We start from the raw sequence: 19,880 nt of genomic DNA, 5'->3' as shown, positions 1-19,880 counted from the left end.
GTCGCCGCTGAGGTCGGGCGGCGGGCCAGCGCGGCCCGCCGCCCGTCACTCCCTACCGGAGAACGAGCCGCCCAGGCCGTCGATCCGAGCCACGGCCGCGTCGTCGTCGACAGGAGCCACCGCCCACAGCAGCAGGTCCCCGTTGACCGCCGTCTCGGAGGTCAGGTCCGTCTGCGTGGCATAGCCCCGGAGCCGCTCCTGGGCCGCGGCGGCGTCGGCGTAGTCGGAGAACAGGTACACCGAGACGTGCGCCTGCCCGTCCGGCCAGTCCAGGCCCAGGGCGTCCGCCGCGCCGACGTCCTCGGCCGTCGGCACGGGGTCGGTGTCCCGGACCGCCTCGTCGTGGGTCAGGCCCAGCAGCGCCAGGATCCGGTCGCGTTCCCCGGCGATGCCGGTCATGAGGTCTCCTCCGTCGTCGGGGTCACTTCGCGGGCAGCTTCGCCTTGGCCTTGGTCAAGTCGCCCTTCTTCACGTAGCTCGTGAACGACGCCCACGCCGTGCCCTGCTCCGCGTCGGTCATGGTGGGGGTCTTCGCCAGGTGCGCGGCCTTGAACTTGGTCTCCAGCAGGGTGAGCTTGCCCTCGAAGTAGATCTGGGCGAGCACGGTCTCCTGGTCGGTCTTGGACCCGCCGAGGATGTAGATCATGTCGCGCACGAACGCCACCTGCTTCGGGTAGTTGGTCCGCTCGGGGCCGCCGTTCTTCGCCGGTGCGGCGTTCTGGTCGGTCAGGACGCGCGTGAAGTACTCGGTGATCCCCTCGTTGAGGTCGAAGCCGAAGGTGTTGAGCACGTCGTCCGGCGCGTAGCGGTGCATGCTCTCGTGGATCGCGGTGCTCGGCGTACCGCGGTCGGCGTGCAGGATCGCGGGGCCGTCCTCGTTCTTCGTCGACGCGTACGCGTTCGTCGACCTCTGCTCCGCGTCGGAGTCCGTCGGGAACTCGACGCCGTAGACGATCGCCCAGTCCTCCGGCGAGATGCTCGCGACGTACCCCTCGCCCTTCTTGCCCGCTCCGACCGCCGCCTCGACGAACGGCTTGAGGTGCGGGTAGTCCTCGATGTTCGTCCTGATGAACTCGTCGGCCTCGGCGCCGGTCAGGTGGTGCTTGGTCTTCTTCGACGGGTCGACCTTGTCGGTCTTCTTCACGTTGGTGTCCACCGCGGCCAGCAGCGACATGTAGTACAGGTCGCCGAGGTGCGTCCGGCCCTTGGCCATCGCGTCCGGGTCGGTCGAGATCGCCTGCTTCTCCGCGCCGCTGAACCCGTTGATGATCACGCGCAGGGCGTCCATCCGGGTCTTGGCGACGCCCTTGTTCGCGGGGGCCGTCTGCGGCTCGCAGGCCGCCACGAACCGCTCCTTGGCGGGCACCTGGACCGGTGGCGTCACGACCACGGGCACGGTCGTCGTGGGGGCGACGACGTCCGTGGTGGTCGTCGGCGCGACGACGTCCTTCGGGGCGCCGGTCTCCGGCGTGCCCTCGACCTTCGTCGGGTCGACGACGGGGGCGGTGACCTCCGGGACGGTGTCGACCGGGGCCTCGACCGTCGTCTCGACGGGCTCCGGGACGGTCGGTGCCGTGACGGGCGTCGTGACGGGGGTGGTGACCGGCGTCGTGACGGGGGTCGTGACCGGTGTGGTGACCGGGGTCGTGACCGTCTTCGGGATCGTCGTGATCGACGGGACCGGCACCTTCGGCTCGACCGGCGCCGTGACCTTCGGCGTCGTGACGGGGGACGGTACGGGCGTCTTCGTCGTGAGCTTCTTCGTCTTCTTCTTCTTGCCCCCGAGCAGGGCCTTGAACGGGTTCCACCGCCGCACGGTCCCGGCGCGCTCGGCCTGCCGGCGCAGCGGGGCGAGCGCCTCCCCCGACGACGCCGGTGCCTCGGTCCGTGCTGGGGCGCTCGCGGCCGAGACGCGTGCGGTCTGTCGTTGCAGCCGGCGCACGGCGGTGTCGGCCATGGCGTCCGCGGCGGCCTCGGCAGGGTCGTTCGCCGCGCCGATGACGGGGCCCTGAGCCGACGACGCTCCCCCGCCGCCCTGGACGACGTGCGCGAGCTCGTGGGCCAGCAGGTGGTCGCCGCCGGACGTCCCGGGGGCGTACGTGCCCCGCGTGAAGTACACGTCCGACCCGGCGGTGAACGCGGTCGCCTGCACCGAGCGCGCGATCGTGTCGGCCTCGCCGTCGTCGTGGATCCGCACCCCGCCGAGGTTGACCCCCATCGCGGCACCCAGGCGCTCGGCGTGCTCGGGCTCCAGCGGACGGCCGCCGCCCTGACGACGCCTGAGGGCGGTGCCGATCTCGGGCGCGACCGCGGTGCCGCCGAGCGGGTCGTCGCCGGTGGACAGGCGCCGGACGCCCGTCGCGAGGCCCGCCACGGCCACCGGGGCGACGGCGTCGGGAACCGGCGGGGTGACCGGCGCGAGCACCCGCTCCCGGGCCTTCTCGAGCGTGGTCCGGTCATGGTCAGCGGGCATGGCCGGCCTCCTTCCGTGTCACTGCGCGACCTCGGGCACGAACGCGTGCTCAGGGACGCGACGACCGAGCTTGTGGTGCTCCGCGACGGTCGCCGCGAGGACGTGCCGCATGCCGACCAGCTCGCCGGCCGCCACGGCGTCGTACGCGGCGGCGAGCACGATGTTGCGGATGTCGCCGCCCGCGAGCTCGATCTCCTGCGAGAGGTGCGCCACCTGCACGGGGTCCGCCGGGTCGGTGGTGACGCGTGCGAGGTGCCGCTCCCAGAGGCGCTGCCGCGTCGGCACGTCCGGGTCGGGGAAGTGCACGATGAAGCTCATCCGCCGGCTGAACGCGGGGTCCAGGTTGCCGCGCAGGTTGGTGGCCAGGACGGTGATCCCGTCGAAGCTCTCCATGCGCTGCAGCAGGTACGCGACCTCCTGGTTGGCGTACCGGTCGTGCGCGTCCTTCACGTCCGAGCGCTTCCCGAACAGGGCGTCCGCCTCGTCGAAGAAGAGCAGGACGTTGAGGCTCTCCGCCTCGTGGAAGACCCGTTCGAGGTTCTTCTCCGTCTCACCGATGTACTTGTCGACGATCGACGCCAGGTCCACCCGGAACAGGTCGAGCCCCAGCTCGGCGGCAACGACGTGCGCGGCGAGCGTCTTGCCGGTGCCGGGGCTGCCGCTGAACAGCGCGGCGATGCCGGTCCCCTTGCCACCGACGTCGACCAGGCGACCGTCCGCGAGGACCTCGTCGCGGTGCGCCGCCCAGGACACGAACCGGTGCAGCGGGCGGGACACGTGGTCGGGCAGCACCAGGTCGGCGAACGTCGGGGGGCGCGTCGGGACGAGCGCGGGGCCGGACGTGATCGAGCCGCCCACGCGCCGCGCGGCGGCACGGGCGGAGTCCGCGGAGATCTCCGTCCCGGTCACGTCGGCGAGCGTCGTGGCGTACCGGGCGGCGTCGGCGATGACCTCGGGCGCGAGCCGGAACGTGGCCAGCCGGTGGTCGGCGATCCCGGCACCCAGCTCCCGGTCCCACACCAGCGCACGGTCCTCGGTCGTCACCGCGGGGGCCTCGAGCACGAGCGGGTGGTACCCCAGCCAGAGCGGCTGCCAGGGTCGGTCACCGACGGCCAGGACGGGTACGACCGACTCGGCCAGGGCGGTGAACAGGGTGGCCGGGTCGTCCTCCGCGAGCCGCTCCGCGTGCACGAGCACCAGCCCGGCGCCCTGCAGCGCGGCCTCCCGCGCGGTCACCGCCAGCACCTGCCGCAGGTCCGCAGCGGGCGCCACGCGAGCCAGGTCGAGAGCGAGGCACCCGATGCCGGCCGCGGACAGCGCGGCGGCGGCGAGCGACAGCCCGCCGGACCCGAGCGGTGAGCGGATCCAGACCAGGGGCTCGCCCGCCGTGACCGCTGCGGCGAGGAGGCCGTCGACGTCCAGGCGGTCCACCGGCACGGGCAGGACGAGCGCCGGCGTGAGCAGCGGGTCGGGCTCGTCGACGCCGACCAGGTGGGCCAGGACGCGGTCCGGCACCCACAGCTCGCGGCTCAGCCACAGCGCGGGTGCGGGGGCCACCTCCAGCAGCCCGTGCCGACGCGTGGGTGCCGTGGGACCCAGGTAGGTGGGCCCGGCGCCGGACAGCGTCGGCAGCGACGCGAGCTCCAGGGCGAGGCCGACGGTGGCGCGCGCGGGTGACGGGCCGCCGCGCAGCAGACCGAACGCGAGCGCGAGGTTCGCGTCGAGGTCCGGGGCCGCGGCGATGGTCAGCAGCTCGGCGTCCTGCTCGTCCAGGCCGAACACGTCCGCGAGCCCGGTCAGGGGGTCGTCGTGCGAGGAGCCCGGGTCGGCGTGCTCGTCGCGCAGGACCGCGAGGACGTCGTCCAGACGCGTCCGGAGGTCGGCGTCGAGACCCTGTCGGCGGTCGCCCGCGACACACACCTGCTTCACCAGCGCGGCCAGACGCTCGCGCATGCCCTGCCCCCCGTCGATGCGCCGACGCGACGCCGTGCCCCGTCGGCGGTCGTCCTGTCGACTGTCACATATCGGGCACCGGTTGTGCTAGATCCGAGCGGGTGAGGTCAGGGCCTTCTTGATGCGCGTGGTCGACACCGGGACCGGCGTGCCCAGCTGCTGGGCGAAGAGGCTGACGCGAAGCTCCTCCAGCATCCAGCGCACCGCCCTGATCTCGGGGTCCCCGGGGTGCTTCGCGACGGCGTCGTCGTACAGCGCCTCGACGTCCTGCACCTGCCACGCGAGGTCTGCGTCGCGCTGCGGGTTGTCGGCGGCCTTGACCAGGCGGTGCCGGGCGGCGCGCAGGTAGCGGGCCAGGTGCGGGAGGCGGTCGGCGCCGGTCTCGCTGACGAACCCGTCGTGCACGAGGCGGGCGGCCTGGGAGCGGACGTCCTGGGCGGTGGCGAGCAGGGCGAGGCTCGACCGGCCGCGGATCTCCGCATCGAGCTCCCGCCAGGCGGTGAGGACCGCGACGAGGTCCGTGACGACCGAGAACACGGAGTCCTCGAGGCGGTCCCGGACGGTGGAGCGAAGGTCCCGGTAGGCCTCCGCCGTGCGGACCTGCGACGCAGGCACGGTCATCAGGGACTCGATCGCGGCGAGCTGCACGTCCCTGACCAGGGAGTCCGTGCTCGGGTACGGGCTCGCCGCCAGGGTGAGCGCCTGCGTCCCGGTCCACCGTGTCGTGATGCGACCCGTGGCCAGGCCGACGTCGAGCAGCAGCAGCCGGCGCAGCCCGTGCCGGGACGCCTCCGGCACGGCTGCCTCGTCGGCGAGCGCGCGGACGGCGACGGACTGCTTCTCCTCGACCAGCGAGGGGAACGCGCGGACCCGGCCCACCTCGACGACCTCGGGGAGCTCGGGCAGGTCGGCGGGCCAGGTGGTGAGGCCGGAGCGCTCGACGTCCAGTGCAGGTGGGGGCGGCGGCGTCGGGGCGGCCGGCGCGGCGGGCGCAGTCTTGCGAGCCTCTTCCATCGCCGCGCGCACCGCGGTCCGGACGGCGTCGTCGACCGCCTGCTGGGTCTGGGCGGCGAGCCGTCGCTGCAGGACGAGAAGGTCCTTGCCCTCGTCCACCACTCCCCCACGGTCGCCGACGACCCGGAACGTCATCCGCAGGTGCGGCGGCAGACGGTCGTCGTCGAACGCCTCGTCGGGCACGTCCACGTCGCGCAGCTCGCGCACCGCTCGTCGGAAGACCTCGCGGAACGACGGGGCGGCGTCGCCGGCGCGGACGGTGTCCTCCCAGTCGGCGGTGTGCTCGGTCATCCAGGCGTCGACGCCGCGGGCGACGTCGGGGGCGGGGACGAGCTGGACGCGTACGGGCTTCGGCAGCGAGCGGATCGTGGCGGTCACCAGCTCCTCGCGCAGGCCGGGCACCATCCAGCCGAAACCGTCGGGGGTGAGCCGCGCGAGCGTCGAGATCGGGATGTGTACAGTCACGCCATCGGCTTCTGTACCAGGCTCGAACTGGTACGTGAGCGGGAGGCGCAGGTCGCCCTGCGGCCAGCGCGACGGGAACGCCGACTCGTCGATCGCCCCGGCCTCGCCGACCAGCAGCTCACGCGTGAACGTGAGCAGGTCGGGGTGCTCGCGGCGGGCGGACTTCCACCACTGGTCGAAGTGCCGGCTGGACACGACGTCGTCCGGGACGCGCTCGTCGTAGAACGCGAAGAGCGTGTCGTCGTCGACCACCAGGTCACGACGCCGGGCTCGTGCCTCCAGGCCCTCCGCCTCCGCCAGCAGCCGCCGGTTCTCGTGGAAGAACGCGTGGTGGGTGGTCCACTCGCCCTGCACGAGCGCGTGCCGGACGAACAGCTCGCGGGCGTGCTCGGGGTCGACCTTCGCGTAGAGGACGCGACGCCCGTTGACGATCGGGACGCCGTAGAGCAGCACCTTCTCGAACGCCGTCGCGGCGCCCTGCCTGGTGGACCACGCGGGCTCCGAGTACGTGCGTTTCACCAGGTGAGCGCCCACTTCCTCCGCCCACTCCGGCTGGATGCGCGCGACGTCGCGACCCCACAGACGGGACGTCTCGACGAGCTCGGCGGCCATGACCCAGGCGGGTGGCTTCCGGGCGAGGCCGGACCCCGGGAAGATCGCGAACCGTGCACCGCGGGCGCCGAGGTACTCGTTGCGACCGCGCCGGTCCGGCCGGCCGGGCGCCTTGCCCCGCGTCGAGACCTCGGTCGCCTCCTGCATGCCGATCTGCGACAGCAGGCCGGCCAGGATCGCGACGTGGATGCGGTCGCCGTCCCACTCGAGCTGCAGCCCGTCGGTCTCCTGCGCCGACCGCGGCGCGTTGACGACGATGCCCAGCGGCTTGGCCAGCTCACGCAGCTGCGTGACGACGTCCTGCCACTCGCGGATGCGCAGGTAGTTGAGGTGCTCAGACCGGCACATCCGCCGGAACGCCGACCCGGACAGGTCGCGCTGCTGGTCGCGCAGGTAGTGCCAGAGGTTCAGGTAGGTGAGCAGGTCGGAGGTCGGGTCCGTGAACCGGGAGTGCGCCAGGTCGGCCTTCTCGCGCTCCTCGACCGGCCGCTCGCGCGGGTCCTGGATCGAGAGGGCGGCGGCGATGATCATGACCTCGCGGGCCACCGACCGGCGCCCGCCCTCGACGATCATCCGGGCGAGCCGCGGGTCCATCGGCAGCTGCGCCAGAGCGCGGCCCGTGTCGGTCAGCCGGCCGTCGCCCAGCGCACCGAGCTCGGTGAGGAGCTGGACGCCGTCGCGGACGGCGCGGGTGTCGGGCGGGTCGACGAACGGGAACTCGCCGATGTCCTCCGGTGTGGTCGCCACACCCACGGCGATCATCTGCAGGATGACCGATGCGAGCGATGTACGAAGGATCTCGGGCTCGGTGTACAGAGGCCGAGAGTCGAAGTCGTCCTGCGAGTACAGCCGGATCGCGATGCCGTCCGCGACGCGCCCGCACCGGCCGGACCGCTGGTTGGCCGACGCCTGCGAGATGGGCTCGATCGGCAGCCGCTGCACCTTGGTCGCCTTGGAGTACCGCGAGATGCGTGCGGTGCCGGGGTCGATCACGTACCGGATGCCCGGCACGGTCAGCGACGTCTCGGCGACGTTGGTGGACAGCACGACGCGCCGGTTCTGGTGCCGCTCGAACACGCGGTGCTGCTCGGCGGCGGACAGCCGGCTGTACAGGGGGAGCAGCTCGACCGCACCCGGGCTGCGCGGGTCGCTGACCCGGACACCGAGCGAGGAGCGCAGGGCGTCCTCGGCGTCGCGGATCTCGCGCTCGCCCGAGAGGAACACGAGGATGTCGCCGGGGCCCTCCGCGCTCAGCTCGTCGACCGCCTCGCAGATCGCGGTCATCGGGTCGCGGTCCTCGGCACCCCGCTTCTTGACCGGCGCGCCCTCCTCGACGTCCGGCGACAGTCTCCGGTAGCGGATCTCCACCGGGTAGGTGCGGCCGGTGACCTCCACGACCGGGGCGGCGACCCCGTCGGCGTCCGCGAAGTGCCGGGCGAACCGGTCCGAGTCGATGGTCGCCGACGTGATGACGACCTTGAGGTCCGGCCGCTGCGGGAGCAGCCGCGTGAGGTAGCCGAGGATGAAGTCGATGTTGAGCGACCGCTCGTGCGCCTCGTCGATGATGAGCGTGTCGTAGGCCCAGAGCATCGGGTCGCGCTGGATCTGCGCGAGCAGGATGCCGTCGGTCATCACCTTGACCAGCGTCGACTCGCTCGACTCGTCGGTGAACCGGACCTGGTACCCGACGATCCCGCCGAGCGGCGCATCGCCGACGAGCTCCTCGTTGATCCGCTCCGCGACGCTGCGGGCCGCGATCCGGCGGGGCTGCGTGTGGCCGATCTGGCCCGCGCGCCCGCGCCCGAGCTCGAGGGCGATCTTCGGGATCTGCGTCGTCTTGCCCGAGCCGGTCTCACCCGCGACCACGACGACCTGGTGGTCGCGCAGCGCGTCGCTGATCTCCGACCGCCGCGCGCTGACCGGCAGCTGCTCCGGGTAGACGATCGGCGGGAGGTCGACGGCCTGGCGGATCTCCGCCGCACGGGCGCGGCGGGCGGCCGCGCGGGCGGGATCGTCGCGACCCGAGGAGCGTCGGCCCGGGGAACGCTGGTCGGAAGATCGCCTGCCGGACGGTCGCTGGCCCCGTCGTTCGTCCGACGGACCCTGGTCGGACGAGGCCGGTGCCGACGTCGGGGTGGTCGGTGGTGTCGATCCGTCGGCGTTCGCCGGTCGCTCCGCAGCCGTCGGCCTGCGACGCCCCCGCCCGCGGCGTCTCGGGGGTCGCCCCGCACCGGACCCGGGCGGGTCGACGGGGGAGGGGGGCGGCGTGCTCACGACGTCCCAGTCTCCCAGGTGCGGGCGGCGGACCGCTCCTTCATTCGTCGTGGGCGAACGCGCGGTACGGCCCGACGGGCGCGGCGGACGCGCCCCACTCGTCGTCTGCCCACGCCGCGGCGGCCCCGAGCAGCCCGGCGACCACGGGCACCGTGGACCGGACCCGGACCGCTCCCCAGCGCCAGCGCGAGGTCAGCAGCTGCCGATAGGACGGGGACGGCACCCCGGGCGGGCCGACGCGGGGGCGGTCCTCGTCGGCGCCGAACAGGAGCCAGCCGGTCATCGCGAGGATCCAGGCCGCCGACGCCAGGTCGACCGACCGCGTCCAGCCCGGCTCGCGCACGAGGTCGGGCAGGTGGGTGCCGAGCGTCGTCGTGAAGCGGTCGAGCAGCTGGTCGGTGAAGCCCGGCGGCGGGTCGAAGACGCACCAGCACGTCGAGAACGGCATCGCGGCGTAGGCGGCGTCGTACGCGGCGTGGTGGACGGTCGCGCCCTCCAGGTCGACGAAGCGCCAGCCGTCGGCGGTGCGGAGCGCGTTGTCCGGGCAGGTGTCGGTGGGGGAGACCACGTCCGACGCGGGGTCGCGGTGGTCGAGGGTCGCGATCAGGTCGAGCTCGGCGTCGAGCGCGGCGTCGGCGGGCACGCCGAGGACGTCGTCGAGGAGCATCCGAGCCCCGGTGCGTGCAGCGGCGGAGGGCTCGTCGGCCGCGAGGTCGACCTCGAACGTCGCGCCCCGCGACCGCCCGAGGGTGTCCGCCAGCGCCCCGACCCACTCGAGCGCACCCGCCCACGCGGCCTCGCGGTCGCCGCCGAGGAGCAGGTCCGCGAGCGTCGGACCGGTGCCCAGGTCGCTCATCACGATCAGCCCGTGCACGCGGTCGACCGCGAGGAGCTCGGGGGTGTGGTCGAGCGCGGCCAGCCCGGCGACCTCACGGGCGAACGCGGCCGACGACCCGTCGGGGTAGCGCTTGACGACCACCGGGCCCGACGGCGTCCGGCAGCGCAGCACGAGCGACCGGGTCGATCCGCCGAGGGGCTGCGGGTCGGAGACGGGCGTGCCGAGGGCGACCGACGCGAGCCGCAGGGTGTGGTCCTCGGCCATGCACGTCCTTCCTCTCGTGGGTGGGGCAGAGTCCAGCATGCCGCGGCGCGGCTCAGGGGCGCCCGGTGCCCCGACCCGTCCTACAGTGACCGGATGACTGACGCAGCCGCTGCACCGACCGAGGGGGAGCGTCGCGCGCTCTCCGGGCTCGAGACGTCGGGCGTCACGTTCCACGTCACCCGGCACGGGCGGGTCGGATCGTTGGCGGAGGCCGCCGAGGCGCGGGGGATCGACCCCGCCGGCATCGTCAAGACGATCGTGGTGCGCCGCGGCGACGACGACTTCCTGTTCGTCCTGGTGCCCGGCGACCGGACCATCTCGTGGCCGAAGCTACGCGCCCTGCTCGGGGTGTCACGCCTCTCGATGCCCGACGCGGCGACCGCGAAGGACGTCACCGGCTACGAGCGGGGCACGATCACGCCGTTCGGGTCGCTCGTGGAATGGCCCGTCGTCGCGGACTCGCGCATCCGGACCCGGCAGGTGTCGATCGGCGGCGGCGCGCACGGCGTCGCGGCGACCGTCGACGGTGCCGACCTGGTGCGCGCGCTGGACGCGACGGTCGCGGACGTGACCGAGCCCGAGGGCTGACGCCGGCGCCGCTACTTCGTGACGAACGTGGTCGGCCGGACCGTCAGGATCACGCGCTTCGGGGCGTCGGTGATCTCGTAGTCCTGGCCGTAGCGCGTCTGGAGCGACTTGTAGAAGCTCGCGACCTCGTCGTCTGGAACTGTCTCGACGACCGCACCGCGGACCTCGAGCGAGCGGTACGGGTTCTCGGGGTCGTGGATCGAGATCGCGACGCGCGGCTCGTTCTGGAGGTTCTTGAACTTCTGGCGGGTCGACGTGTGCGTGAACCGCAGGACCTCGCCGTCCCACACGAACCACATGACGCTGCTGTGCGGCGAGCCGTCCGGTGCGACCGTGGCGAGATGGGCGAACAGGGGGCGCTCCAGCAGGTCGGCGTGGCTGGCGGGGAGCTCGGTGTGGGCCATCGGACGAGGCTAGCCCGGCCCCTGCGCGGGAACCTCCGGAGCGGCACATCCGTTCTTCGATGTCGTAGGTGCCCCGCCGCCAGGAGCGGTAGCGTCGACCCGCCGGGAGGCAGATCCGGTCACGGGGGCGAGAGCTGAGGAGAGTTCGACGTGATCGATCGCGCGCCCGCTGCGGGGACCATCCGGGTCGACGCCCAGGACACGAAGACCGTCATCAGCCTCGTCGGGGAGATCGACGCGGCGCTGCGCGACGAGGCCGGGGCGTGCATGGGCGTCGCGCTCGTCAACGGGCTCCCGGTGGTCATCGACTCCACGCTGGCGACGTTCATCGACTCGTCGGGCATCGCGTTCGTCCTGCAGCTGCACCTCGCCGCGTCCGCGGAGCAGATCCCCGTGACCCTCCTGGACCCGCACCGCGTGCTCCGGGACATGCTGGACATGGTCGGCCTGTCGAGCGAGGTGCCCGCCGCGACCGTCTGACGCCACCCCGGGGCAGGTCGGCGGGTGTGTCGGTGGGCTGGTCTACGTTCGCCGCATGCGGTTGTTGCACACGTCGGACTGGCACCTGGGCCGGTCGCTGCACGGGGTCGACCTGATCGACCACCAGGCGGCGTACCTGGACCACCTGGTCGACGTCGTGCGCGCCGAGCAGGTCGACGCCGTGGTCGTCGCCGGGGACGTGTACGACCGCGCGATCCCGCCCGTCGAGGCCGTGACGCTGCTGTCGGAGACCCTCGCCCGGCTGGCGGAGCACACCACCGTCGTGGTCACGTCCGGCAACCACGACTCCGCGACGCGGCTGGGCTTCGGGTCGGCCCTGATGCGGGACCGGGTCCGGCTGCGCACGCGGGTCGCCGGTCTCGCGGAGCCCGTCGTGCTCCCCGACGACGAGGGTGACGTGCTGGTGTACGGCATCCCGTACCTCGACCCCGACTTCGCGCGCGTCGAGCTGGCCGACGGTCCCGAGCCGCTGGCCCGGTCGCACCAGGCCGTGGCGGCCGCGGCGATGCGGCGGATCCGCGACGACCTCGCAGGACGCCAGGGGCCCGCCCGGCCGCGCTCGGTGGTGGCCGCGCACGCGTTCGTCATCGGTGGCGCCCCGACGGACTCCGAGCGCGACATCCGCGTCGGCGGCGTGGACCAGGTCCCCGCCGGGGTGTTCGCCGGGGCGGACTACGTGGCGCTCGGCCACCTGCACGGTCCGCAGACGGTGTCGGGGGTCGACGGCACGGTCCTGCGCTACAGCGGGTCACCGCTCGCCTACTCGTTCTCCGAGCAGCACCACACCAAGTCGACGGTCCTGGTGGACCTGTCCGGCGGTCAGGTGCGGACGTCGCTCGTCGCCGCACCGGTGCCGCGCCGGCTCGCCGACGTCACGGGCACGCTCGAGGAGCTGCTCGGGGCCGCGGGCGAGCCGCACACCGACGCGTGGACCCGGGTGACCGTCACGGACACGCACCGTCCGGAGGACCTGTACCGCCGCGTCAAGCAGCGGTTCCCGCACGCGCTCGTCGTGCACCACCGCGCGGCACAGTCGGCGCAGTCCTCGCGCGCGGCGGCCGTGACCTCGGCGCACGACCCGCTGGACGTCGCCGCGGACTTCCTGGCGCACGTCACCGGGCACGGTCCGACGCCCGCCGAGGCGGACGTGCTGCGACGCGCCTACGAGGACGTCGCCGCGATGGAGCGGAGCGCCTGATGCACCTGCGCACCCTCACGCTCCAGGCCATCGGGCCGTTCGCCGGGCGGCACACCGTCGACTTCGACGCGCTCGGCCAGGCGGGGCTGTTCCTGCTGGAAGGTCCGACGGGCTCGGGCAAGTCGACGCTCATCGACGCGATCGTGTTCGCCCTGTACGGGAAGGTCGCGTCGAGCGAGGCGTCGGAGGACCGGCTGCGCTCGGCGTACGCGGCCGACGACACCGAGAGCATGGTCGACCTGGTCTTCGAGGTGCCCTCCGGCATCTACCGCGTCCGGCGCACCCCCGCGTACCAGCGCGCCAAGCGCCGGGGCAGCGGCACCACGACCGCGAACGCGTCGGTGAAGGCGTGGCGGTTGCCCGCAGGAGCGGACCTCGACCCGGCGACCCTCGACTCCGTCGGGGTGCCGCTCGGCAACCGGCTCGACGAGGTCGGCGCCGAGCTGGAGAAGGCCGTGGGCCTGAGCCGCACGCAGTTCGTCCAGACGATCGTGCTGCCGCAGGGCGAGTTCGCGCACTTCCTGCGCGCCAAGCCCGAGGAACGGGCCAAGCTGCTGCAGAAGATCTTCGGCACCGAGGTGTACGAACGGCTGGCGCAGCGGTTGGCGGAGCTGCGGCGGGAGAGCGACCGGGCGACCGCGGCGGCACGCGCGGCCCTGTCGTCCGGCACGTCCCAGCTCGTCGGTGCCGCTCGGCTCTCCGACGACGAGGCCTCGGACGTCCGGGCGGCGATCGACACCGCGGTGGCGGGCAGCACCGGGCTCGTGGCGGCGGTGCGGGCCGTGGTCGGCGAGCGGACCGACGCGCTCGACGCCTGGGCGGCCGGGGCGCGTGCGGCGGCGGTCGCTGCCGACGCGGTACGCCGGGCCGCGCGCACGCACCTCGACGAGTCGACCGCCACCCACGCGCTGCTGCGGCGCCGCGACGGGCTGCGGGCGGAACGCGCAGCCCTGGACGCCGCTGCGGACATGAACGCGGAGGCAGTCCTCCAGCTCACGGCGGCGCGCGCGGCGCAGGCCGTCCGGCCCCTGCTGCTCGGGGCAGAGCGGGCGGCCACGACGCTCGACGCGGCGCGCAAGACCGTGACGGCCGCGGTGGACGGAGCGCCCGCCGACCTCGCCGCACCCCCCGACGGCGTCGATCTGCGGTCGCACGTGCAGGCTGTCGGACGCTCCGCCGCCGAGGAGGCGGGCGCCCTCGCGCGGTTGGTGGACGTCGAGGCCGGGCTCGAGGCGCGCCGCCGAGCGGTGCGCCGGACGCGCCACGCGGTCGACGACCTCGACGCCGCGATCGCCGCGGACGACCAGTGGCTCGCCGGCCGGCCGCCCGCCCGCGCCACCCTGGCCGCCGAGCTGGAGGCTGCCCGGACGCTGGCGAGCGTGACGGGCGAGCGCGAGTCGGCGCTGACGACCGCGATCGAGATCGTCACCGCGCACGAGGCTCTGGCGCTGGCGGAGCGGAGCCTCGCGGAGGCGACCGCCGCCCGCACCGCCGCCGGGGCCGCCGCGCTGGCTGCGCTCGGGACCGAGCGGGACCTGCGCGCCGCACGGGTGGCGGACCTGGCCGGTGAGCTCGCGTCCCGGCTCGACGACGGTGCCGCGTGCCCGGTGTGCGGCTCCACGGAGCACCCCGCCAAGGCCGTGCTGGGCGCCGACCACGTGTCCGCCGAGCAGGTCGAGCAGGCCGAGGCCGAGCGGGTCACCGCCGAGAAGGCCCTGCACGCCGCGGCGGAGCGGTGCAGCGTCCTGGACGAGCGTGCCGGCGCGCTGCGTGCTCGCGTGGGTGGCGGCAGCGCACAGGACGCGACCGAACGGTGCGACCGGGCGCGCTCGGCGCTCGCGCAGGCGCAGGCCGCTCAGGCCGATGTCGCCCGGCTGGTGCCGGCGCTCGACGCCTTCGACGTGCAGACCCGCACCCGGGAGGCCGAGCGGGCGGCCGCCGTCGCGCGGCTCGCGGGGGAGCGGGCGACGTTGGAGGTGACGTTGCTGGACCTCGACGCCGCCGAGGCGGAGGTCGTCGCGGGGCGCGCGGGCCACCCGACGGTCGCCGCCCGGCACTCGGAGCTGCTCGAGCGGGTCGCCTCGTCGACGACGGTGCTCGACGCGCTCGCGGACCAGGACGCGGCACTCGACGAGCTCGGTCGTCGGCAGGCCGAGCTGGCAGTGGGACTGGACGAGCACGGGTTCCGCTCCGCCGACGAGGCGCGGGATGCCGCGGTCGACGCGGCGGTCCTCGCCGAGCTGGACCGCGTCGTGACGGCCTACGCCACCCGGCTCGACCGGGCGACCGCAGGCTTGGCCGAGCCGGCCGTCGCGGCGCTCGCCGACGACCTCGTGGTCGACCTCGACGCGGCGACGACCGCCGAGGCAGCCGCGCGCGCCGAGGCCGAGCGGACCGCGGGCGAGGCCCGGGTCGCCGAGGAGCGCTCGGCAGCCGTCGCGGTCGCGGGGGACGGGGTCGTCGCGTCAGCGACCGCGCTGGCCGACGCGCTCGGCACCGCGGGTCCGGTCAGCCGGCTCGCGGACCTGACCGGCGGGGGCGGGGGCGACAACGCACGGAACCTGTCGCTCGCCACGTTCGTGCTCATGCGCCGGTTCGAGGACGTCGTCGCCGCCGCCAACGAGCGCCTGCTCGTCATGTCGGACGGCCGGTTCGAGCTGGTCCGCAGCGACGAGAAGGAGGACGTGCGCGCGAGGAACACCGGCCTGGCCATGCGGGTCATCGACCACCGGACCGAGCACGCCCGCGACCCCCGGACGCTGTCCGGCGGCGAGACGTTCTACGTGTCCCTGTGCCTCGCGCTCGGCATGGCCGACGTCGTGACCGCGGAGGCCGGTGGGATCGACCTCGGCACGCTGTTCGTCGACGAGGGCTTCGGGTCGCTCGACCCGCACACGCTCGACGCGGTGCTCACCGAGCTCGGCCGCCTGCGGGCCGGCGGCCGGGTGGTCGGGGTGGTGTCGCACGTCGAGGCGCTGAAGCAGTCGATCGCGGACCGGATCGAGATCCGCCCGACGGCCGAGGGCCCGAGCACCCTGACGGTGCGAGCGGGCTGAACGGCTCCCGTCTCACCAGGCCCAGCCGCGCGAGGCGAGCTCGACCTCCTCGCGGAAGCGCTCGGCGGGGTCGCCCTTCGCCGCGGGCTGGACCTCGACACCGGCGAGGTGGCACGCCTCGACGAGCAGCTGGTCGTAGGCCAGCTGCGACGCGATGATCCGCTCGGCACGCGCGAACGTGCGGGGGTCGAGCTCGAGCGAGCGGACGTGGTCGGCGACGACGCTCAGCCGCTCCTGCACGCGCAGGGTCGTGAACGGGTCGTACTCGGGGGGCCGCTGCGGCCGGATCCGCTCAGCCAGGCGCTCCAGCCGGGTGGCCAGGAACGTGCGCCATCGCGGCGGCTCGTCGGGCGACGGGAACAGCTGCCAGATGGCACCGAAGACGAGCGCCGGGACGAACATCACAGCGGCCAGCAAGATCCAGCTCATCGTGCGTCCTTCATCGAGCGCGTACGGCCCAGATTAAGTCGCAAGTGTGACGTGCGCCACAATATTCCCGTCGGGTCGGACGGGCGCCAGGAGCCGGTCCCGTGACTACCTCGCTGCGACCTCCGGGGTCGCCCGGGCGGTCCGTGAGCTCGGAACGTCCGGTGCGTCGACCAGGTCCGGGGAGGTGCGCGCCGCCGCGACGACCCTCTCGGCCTCCTCGATGGCGGTGCGGGTCCACGAGCGGCGCACGAGGACCAGCAGGACCGCCGCGACCACGATGACGCCGGCCATGACGCCCCCCATCGTCACCGCGGTCGGCGTGCCGTTGACGCTGGTGAGGGGAGCGATGATCGCGCCGAGCCCGAACTGCAGGGCGCCGAGCAGGGCCGCGGCGGAGCCCGCCCGGTGCGGGTTGGACGCGAGCGCGATCGCGGGAGCGGACGGCAGCACGAACCCGGCGGTGCCGAGGGTGAGGACGAGCAGGACGGTCACGGGCCAGAAGGGCGCACCGAGGAGCGTCGCCGCGAAGAGGGAGAGCCCGAGCACCACGCCGACGGCCACGGCGCCCGAGAGGATCTGCTCGGGGCGGAAGCGGCCGACGAGGGCACCGTTGATCTGCGACCCGGCGGTGATCGCGACCGCTCCGGCGGCGAACACCCAGCCGAACTCCTGCGGCGTCAGGCCGTAGCCCTCCTGGAACACGAACGTCGACGAGGCGACGTAGGTGAACATGGCCGACAGGTAGAACGCGGACATGAGCGCGAGGCCGAGGAACGGCAGGTCGGTCAGCAGGTCACGGTAGGTGCGCAGCGCGGCGCCGGTGCCGCCCGTGCGCCGCAACGCTGCCGGGAGCGACTCGCGCAGCGCGAACCACGCGACGACGAGCAGGACCGCACCGGTGGCGGCGAGGAACACGAAGATCAGCCGCCACGACCCGACGAGCAGCAGCTGTGCGCCGATGGTGGGCGCGATGATCGGCGCGACGCCCACGACGAGCATCAGGCGGGCCATCACCTTGGAGACGGCGAGCCCTTCGAACTTGTCGCGCACCACGGCCAGGGACAGGACCATCCCGGCGGCGGCGGTGAAACCCTGCACGAACCGCAGGGCGGTGAACGCGGTGATGTCCTGCACCAGCACGAGCCCGACGGACGCCAGCACGTAGACGACGAGCGAGCCGAGCAGCGGTCGGCGGCGGCCGTAGGCGTCGGAGACGGACCCGATGAGGAGCTGACCGAGCGCGAGGCCCGCGAGCGACGCGGCGATGGTCAGCTGGACCGCGGCAGCGGTGGTGTCCAGGTCGTCGGCGATCTCGGGGAACGCGGCGAGGTAGGTGTCGAACGTGAAGGGCCCGAGGGCGGTGAGCGCCGAGAGCAGGAGGACGAAGCCGACGCTCACACGCGTCGCGGGGGTACGGGCCATGACAGTGCCAAGCCTGCGGGGTGCGCGCGTCTTCCCGGCAGGTCCAACCCGTGGGACGGAGGTGGTCAGGTCTGTCGGTGGCAGCGTCGATACTTCCGCGGTGAGAACCCCCGTGCCCGTGTCGTTGGCCCTCGTCGTCGGGCTGTCCGTCCTGCTCACCGGGTGCGACGAGCAGGTGCAGCTCGGCGCACCGGCCGCCGAGGCGCCGCCGGTCGCGAGCCCGGCACCCGACGCCGTCGTGGAGGCTCTCGTCGCCGGCGCTCCCCCTCAGAGCGCTCTCGCGGCTGCCGTGCTGCTCCCGGTGAAGGGCCGCGCACCGAAGACCGGCTACGACCGCGACCTGTTCGGCCACGCGTGGAAGGACGTCGACCGCAACGGCTGCGACACTCGCAACGACATCCTGCGCAGGGACCTGGTGGACGAGGTGCTCAAGGACGGCACGAACGGCTGCGTGGTCCTCACGGGCACGCTGCACGACCCGTACTCGGGGCGGCCCATCGTGTTCGTCCGCGGGCAGGACACGTCGTCGCAGGTGCAGATCGACCACGTCGTCGCGCTGTCGGACAGCTGGCAGAAGGGTGCCCAGCAGTGGGACACCGCGACGCGGGAGGCGTTCGCGAACGATCCCCTGAACCTGCTCGCGGCGGACGGTCCGCTGAACCAGCAGAAGGGCGACGGCGACACCGCGACGTGGCTCCCGCCGAACGACGCGTTCCGGTGCACGTACGTCGCGCGACAGGTCGGCGTGAAGCTGACCTACGGGCTGTGGGTGACGCAGGCGGAGCAGGACGCGATGGTCCGGGTCCTGTCCACGTGCCCCGCGGAGCCGCTGCCCGCCGGAGCGGCGCGGCCGGTCCTCGCCCCCTAGGTTGATTCCCGTGAGCGGACGCGGAGTGGTCGTCGGGGTGCTGGTCACGGGTGCCGTGCTCGTCGCCGGAGGGTTCGTCGCGGACCGGCTGGCGGAGTCGTCGGCCGAGCGGCAGGTCGTGGCTGCGATCGAGGAGAACCTCGACGTCGTCGGCACCCCGACCGTCGAGCTCGGTGGCTTCCCGTTCCTCACGCAGCTGCTGGCCGGCTCGATCGAGAACGTCACCGGTCAGGTCGACGGGGTCACCCTCGAGGGGATCGACGCCACCGACGTGACCTTCGAAGGGCACGGCGTGAGCACCTCGGAGCCGTACACGGTGAGCACCGCGACGATCTCCGCGACGCTCCCGACCGCGTCGATCGAGCAGATCGTCGCGGACCGGTCGGACCTCGAGATCGCGGTCGCGGTCGACGCAGGAGCGCTCACCGCGTCGGGCGAGGTGCTCGGGCTGCGGCTGGCCGCGGACCTGGTGCCGCGGGTCGACGCGGGGAAGCTGCTCGTGTCGGTCGAGAACGTGCAGATCGCGGGGTTGACGGTGTCCGTCGAGGACCTGCCGAACGCGATCGGCGACCGGCTCACCGACATCGAGATCCCCGTGGAGGGCCTCCCGGACGGGCTCGTCCTGTCCGACGCGACGGTCGTCGCCGACGGCGTGCGGATCACCGCGGACGGGACCGACGTCGTCCTGCCCACCGACGCGCCCCCGGCTGGGTAGGGTCCGTCGTGCCCACCCGCCCGGGTGGACGACGACGGACGAAGGATCCCGCCCGTGGACTGGATCGGCGACGCCTGGCAGGACATCACCACGCCCCAACCGGTGCCGTCGAGCACCGCGGTGCTGCTCACCGCGGCGGGGGTCCTGCTGGTCCTGCTCGTCCCGGCCGCGTGGCACGTCGCGCGGCACGGGCTGACGATCGTGCACGAGGCCGCGCACGCGGGCGTCGCGGTGCTCGTCGGCCGTCGGCTGTCCGGCATCCGGGTGCACTCCGACACGTCGGGCCTGACCGTCTCGGTGGGCAAGCCGCGCGGCCCGGGCATGGTCGCCACCGTCGCCGCGGGGTACACCGGGCCGGCGCTGCTCGGCGTCGGCGCGGCGTGGCTGCTGTCCCGCGGCTACGCGGTCGCACTGCTGTGGATCCTGCTCGTCGTGCTCGTGCTCGTGCTCGTGCAGATCCGCAACTGGTACGGCCTGTGGGCGGTCCTGGTGACGGGTGCCCTGCTGGTCGCGGTCACCGTGTGGGGCTCGGCGACCGTGCAGAGCACCGCCGCCTACGCGATGACCTGGTTCCTGCTGCTGGGCGCCCCGCGCGCAGTGCTGGAGATGCAGTCGGAGCGCCGCCGCGGCCGCCGACGGGGGGTGCCGGACAACTCCGACGCCGGGCTGCTGGGGCGGCTGACCCACACGCCGGGCGCCCTCTGGGTCGCCATCCTGCTGCTCGTCTGCCTGGCCGCGCTCGCCCTCGGCGCGGTGTGGCTGATCGGGCTGCAGATCCCGTGATCGCGGCACCCGCTGCGCAAGAC

At 73.8% G+C, this 19,880-nt stretch carries 15 protein-coding genes; 7 read left to right on the top strand and 8 right to left on the bottom strand.

All coding sequences use genetic code 11. The features are described 5' to 3' along the window. Window positions 1-45 precede the first annotated feature (45 nt). From CTE05_RS12485 to CTE05_RS12465, 5 genes are all read right to left on the bottom strand, one after another. Complete coding sequence (locus tag CTE05_RS12485; RefSeq protein WP_146846595.1) at window positions 46-399, bottom strand: hypothetical protein; 354 nt, start codon at window positions 397-399, stop codon at window positions 46-48. A 22-nt stretch (window positions 400-421) separates the two neighbouring features. Then, window positions 422-2,473 carry an eCIS core domain-containing protein gene (locus tag CTE05_RS12480; RefSeq protein WP_146846593.1) on the bottom strand — a complete coding sequence of 684 codons (2,052 nt, stop codon included), beginning with the start codon at window positions 2,471-2,473 and terminating at the stop codon, window positions 422-424. Between the two features lie 18 nt (window positions 2,474-2,491). Next, window positions 2,492-4,426 carry an ATP-binding protein gene (locus tag CTE05_RS12475; protein WP_146846591.1) on the bottom strand — a complete coding sequence of 645 codons (1,935 nt, stop codon included), beginning with the start codon at window positions 4,424-4,426 and terminating at the stop codon, window positions 2,492-2,494. 87 nt (window positions 4,427-4,513) lie between these two features. Further along, window positions 4,514-8,791 carry an ATP-dependent RNA helicase HrpA gene (hrpA, locus tag CTE05_RS12470; protein WP_146846589.1) on the bottom strand — a complete coding sequence of 1,426 codons (4,278 nt, stop codon included), beginning with the start codon at window positions 8,789-8,791 and terminating at the stop codon, window positions 4,514-4,516. A gap of 40 nt (window positions 8,792-8,831) precedes the next feature. Further along, entirely contained in the window at window positions 8,832-9,893 is a 1,062-nt protein-coding gene (locus CTE05_RS12465) for a phosphotransferase (RefSeq protein WP_186814852.1), read from the bottom strand. A 93-nt stretch (window positions 9,894-9,986) separates the two neighbouring features. Between CTE05_RS12465 and CTE05_RS12460 the strand changes: the two genes are divergently transcribed. Beyond that, the gene (locus tag CTE05_RS12460) at window positions 9,987-10,481 is read left to right on the top strand and encodes an aminoacyl-tRNA deacylase (RefSeq protein WP_146846585.1); all 495 of its coding nucleotides are present in this window, start codon (window positions 9,987-9,989) and stop codon (window positions 10,479-10,481) included. An 11-nt stretch (window positions 10,482-10,492) separates the two neighbouring features. Here CTE05_RS12460 and CTE05_RS12455 read toward each other — a convergent pair whose 3' ends face one another. Then, window positions 10,493-10,885, bottom strand: a complete 393-nt coding sequence (locus CTE05_RS12455) for a PPOX class F420-dependent oxidoreductase (RefSeq protein WP_146846583.1) — start codon at window positions 10,883-10,885, stop codon at window positions 10,493-10,495. A 150-nt stretch (window positions 10,886-11,035) separates the two neighbouring features. Here CTE05_RS12455 and CTE05_RS12450 point away from each other — a divergent pair, with 150 nt between their 5' ends. Genes CTE05_RS12450 through CTE05_RS12440 form a run of 3 tightly spaced genes read left to right on the top strand, consistent with a single transcriptional unit; the run spans window position 11,036 to window position 15,640 of the window. Beyond that, a complete protein-coding gene (locus CTE05_RS12450; RefSeq protein ID WP_146846581.1) occupies window positions 11,036-11,365 on the top strand; it encodes an STAS domain-containing protein in 330 nt (109 codons plus the stop codon). A 55-nt stretch (window positions 11,366-11,420) separates the two neighbouring features. Next, on the top strand, window positions 11,421-12,584 hold the full coding sequence (locus tag CTE05_RS12445; RefSeq protein WP_146846579.1) for an exonuclease SbcCD subunit D: 1,164 nt from the start codon (window positions 11,421-11,423) through the stop codon (window positions 12,582-12,584). After that, window positions 12,584-15,640, top strand: coding sequence for an AAA family ATPase (locus CTE05_RS12440; RefSeq protein ID WP_146846577.1), 3,057 nt, complete (start codon window positions 12,584-12,586; stop codon window positions 15,638-15,640). Before CTE05_RS12445 ends, CTE05_RS12440 begins: the two co-directional genes overlap by 1 nt. A 12-nt stretch (window positions 15,641-15,652) precedes the next feature. On the opposite strand, the gene CTE05_RS12435 is transcribed toward CTE05_RS12440, so the two are convergent. Continuing rightward, window positions 15,653-16,069: a hypothetical protein gene (locus CTE05_RS12435; protein WP_146846576.1), complete on the bottom strand. Its 417-nt coding sequence runs from the start codon at window positions 16,067-16,069 to the stop codon at window positions 15,653-15,655. Between the two features lie 105 nt (window positions 16,070-16,174). Further along, complete coding sequence (locus CTE05_RS12430; RefSeq protein WP_146846574.1) at window positions 16,175-17,491, bottom strand: multidrug effflux MFS transporter; 1,317 nt, start codon at window positions 17,489-17,491, stop codon at window positions 16,175-16,177. 100 nt (window positions 17,492-17,591) lie between these two features. On the opposite strand from CTE05_RS12430, the gene CTE05_RS12425 reads away from it, so the two are divergent. Genes CTE05_RS12425 through CTE05_RS12415 form a run of 3 tightly spaced genes read left to right on the top strand, consistent with a single transcriptional unit; the run spans window position 17,592 to window position 19,857 of the window. Next, complete coding sequence (locus CTE05_RS12425; RefSeq protein ID WP_307724293.1) at window positions 17,592-18,359, top strand: HNH endonuclease family protein; 768 nt, start codon at window positions 17,592-17,594, stop codon at window positions 18,357-18,359. A 10-nt stretch (window positions 18,360-18,369) separates the two neighbouring features. Next, window positions 18,370-19,074 carry an LmeA family phospholipid-binding protein gene (locus CTE05_RS12420; protein WP_146846571.1) on the top strand — a complete coding sequence of 235 codons (705 nt, stop codon included), beginning with the start codon at window positions 18,370-18,372 and terminating at the stop codon, window positions 19,072-19,074. 54 nt (window positions 19,075-19,128) lie between these two features. Further along, window positions 19,129-19,857 carry a M50 family metallopeptidase gene (locus CTE05_RS12415; protein WP_146846569.1) on the top strand — a complete coding sequence of 243 codons (729 nt, stop codon included), beginning with the start codon at window positions 19,129-19,131 and terminating at the stop codon, window positions 19,855-19,857. The last annotated feature ends 23 nt before the right edge of the window (window positions 19,858-19,880 follow it).

Origin of the sequence: Cellulomonas terrae, assembly GCF_007990265.1 — a bacterium.
Classification (GTDB): domain Bacteria; phylum Actinomycetota; class Actinomycetes; order Actinomycetales; family Cellulomonadaceae; genus Cellulomonas; species Cellulomonas terrae.
The sequence above is the reverse complement of the archived record's forward strand: the minus strand, read 5'-3'. Positions and strand labels throughout refer to the sequence as shown.

Bases quoted from the DNA above. Each gene is read 5' to 3' on its own strand.
- CTE05_RS12460 (WP_146846585.1), top strand. From the start codon at position 9,987: ATGACTGACGCAGCCGCTGCACCGACCGAGGGGGAGCGTCGCGCGCTC.
- CTE05_RS12455 (WP_146846583.1), bottom strand. From the start codon at position 10,885: ATGGCCCACACCGAGCTCCCCGCCAGCCACGCCGACCTGCTGGAGCGC.
- CTE05_RS12435 (WP_146846576.1), bottom strand. From the start codon at position 16,069: ATGAGCTGGATCTTGCTGGCCGCTGTGATGTTCGTCCCGGCGCTCGTC.
- CTE05_RS12440 (WP_146846577.1), top strand. From the start codon at position 12,584: ATGCACCTGCGCACCCTCACGCTCCAGGCCATCGGGCCGTTCGCCGGG.
- CTE05_RS12430 (WP_146846574.1), bottom strand. From the start codon at position 17,491: ATGGCCCGTACCCCCGCGACGCGTGTGAGCGTCGGCTTCGTCCTCCTG.
- CTE05_RS12485 (WP_146846595.1), bottom strand. From the start codon at position 399: ATGACCGGCATCGCCGGGGAACGCGACCGGATCCTGGCGCTGCTGGGC.
- CTE05_RS12465 (WP_186814852.1), bottom strand. From the start codon at position 9,893: ATGGCCGAGGACCACACCCTGCGGCTCGCGTCGGTCGCCCTCGGCACG.
- CTE05_RS12475 (WP_146846591.1), bottom strand. From the start codon at position 4,426: ATGCGCGAGCGTCTGGCCGCGCTGGTGAAGCAGGTGTGTGTCGCGGGC.
- CTE05_RS12445 (WP_146846579.1), top strand. From the start codon at position 11,421: ATGCGGTTGTTGCACACGTCGGACTGGCACCTGGGCCGGTCGCTGCAC.
- CTE05_RS12480 (WP_146846593.1), bottom strand. From the start codon at position 2,473: ATGCCCGCTGACCATGACCGGACCACGCTCGAGAAGGCCCGGGAGCGG.